Origin of the sequence: Kocuria sp. CNJ-770, from assembly GCF_001942375.1 — a bacterium.
Taxonomy (GTDB): Bacteria; Actinomycetota; Actinomycetes; order Actinomycetales; family Micrococcaceae; genus Kocuria; species Kocuria oceani.
In genome coordinates this window covers 6,945-8,679 of record NZ_MKJW01000164.1, presented here as the reverse complement: position 1 = coordinate 8,679, position 1,735 = coordinate 6,945, and the positions used below count along the sequence as shown (strand labels likewise).

Here is a 1,735-nt window from a genome sequence, read left to right as displayed (position 1 = left end):
GGCCTCGGTCACCGAGGATCCCGGCGGTCATCAGACCGGTGCGCCAGTATTCCCTGCGTCTCACCACGCCGCAACGCGATGACCGCTGTTGCCTCGGTCAACCGGTGGCCACTACCACCTTCGCATGGGCTCACTGCCCGTGCAGCAGTGGGCGGATGCCCTGGGGGGGGGCGACTTCCAGCGACAGCCCCGCAATGGAGCGCGGATTCTCGGTGAGTCGTGTAAGTCCGGGAATATGAGACGGCTCATGAAGGGCGTGTGTTATCACCGCCGAAGTGCTCCAGAGTTTGTCCAAGAGAGACCTTGCGGGCGTCCCTGGCGGCTTTTTGCTTGTCCTTGGTCTTCTGGTAGTAGCGGTGTTGAGCAGCTTTCGCGCAGGCCTTGCATCGTGGTGGACCGCCAGGTGTGTGCGGAGGATAAGAGTTCTCCTCGGTGATCTGGTGGATACCGCGGTCAAGCCCCCGGCACGCGGCAAAGCGTTTATTCCGGCGCGAGGAGACCCGGTGGACCGGTCTCGCAGATAGGTCCGTCACGGAGTGATCCCGACAAGGCGACCGTTCGGGGGCGCCGTCGGCCCGCGGTACGTCTGGCGCCCGTGGCGGCTGGCAGACCCGGGCGAGCCCGGCGACGTCGCGGGCTACCCGGTTCAACCTGACGGTGCAGGCGTCGTCCCACGGCTCGGCGTCGACGGTGCTAGGGCTCGTTGCACATGATCGGCGAAGCGCCGCCACTGGGCGGGGTCTTGTTGCCGTGCGTGGTCGAGGCCGGTGGCGCAGCCGGTGACGAGGATGGTCACGTCGTCCACGTTGACGTCGGGGCGCAGCGCTCCGACCTCGCGCATCCGAGATACGAGAGCGCCCATCGCCGCGCGAACCTCGACCTCGGCCGTGCCCAGACCTGGAATGAGCTCTCCGCACAAAAGGCTCAGGGTCATGCGGTCCGTCCGGAGCCGCTCGAACAGGTCTTCCAGGAAAGCAGGCCAGGCCGCGGCGCCGTGCTGGGTCGCGTCCGCCATGGCCTCGGCGATCCGCTGGGAGACCCAGCTGAGCAGATCCTGACCCACCGCGGCGAGCAGGCCCGACTTGGAGCCGAAAGCCCGGTAGACGGTGGCGTTCCCGACTCCTGCCCGCTGGGCTATCTCGGGAATGGTGGCACTCGCACCCCGGTCGGCGAACACCGCACGCGCGGAGAGCAGGACGGCTTCGGTGTTGCGTGCCGCGTCCGACCGTCCTCGTGCCCCCGTCGCAGGAGGCGCTGGGTTGGGCTCGACGTCCATCAACGGGCCTCGCCAGGGGCCGGCAGATCCGGGTAGGTCACTCCCGTCAGGTCCTCACTGACCTGCCAGAGCCGGGCGGCAACGGCGTCGTCGTATGCAGCACGGGAGCGGCTGACGAGCACCGGGGCCCCGCGCCCCTGGCCGAGGCCGCCAGGCCCGTAGTACTGGCCGCCGCGGACGTCGGGCATCGTCGCAGCGCGCAGGGACGGCAGGGCCGCCGCGGCGGCGGGCTGCGAAATGCGCGACTGCAGGGCACGCACCACCGTGCGCATCGGGCCCGCAGGACCAATGAATCCGCTGGAGAGGTTGGTGTTGGCAACACCTGGGTGCGCCGCGACGACGGTCACCGTGTCGGCCGCCGCCTGCAGTCGCTGATCCAGCTCGTGGACGAACAGCAGGTTCGCGAGCTTGCTTTGCCCATACCGCGCCCACCGCCGGTAGCTGCTCACACCGTGCAGG

At 68.9% G+C, this 1,735-nt stretch carries 1 protein-coding gene and 1 pseudogene; both read right to left on the bottom strand.

The window, feature by feature from the left end:
• Nucleotides 1–646: 646 nt before the first annotated feature.
• Nucleotides 647–1,276, bottom strand: coding sequence for a TetR/AcrR family transcriptional regulator (locus BJF77_RS18815; protein WP_075873123.1), 630 nt, complete (start codon nucleotides 1,274–1,276; stop codon nucleotides 647–649).
• Nucleotides 1,276–1,735 (bottom strand): annotated as a pseudogene (locus BJF77_RS20755) (short-chain dehydrogenase); the annotation flags it as partial. The pseudogene BJF77_RS20755 and the gene BJF77_RS18815, both read right to left, overlap by 1 nt.

What these genes read in the sequence shown, in the direction of transcription:
- BJF77_RS18815 (WP_075873123.1), bottom strand. Translation starts at nt 1,276, where the DNA reads ATGGACGTCGAGCCCAACCCAGCGCCTCCTGCGACGGGGGCACGAGGA.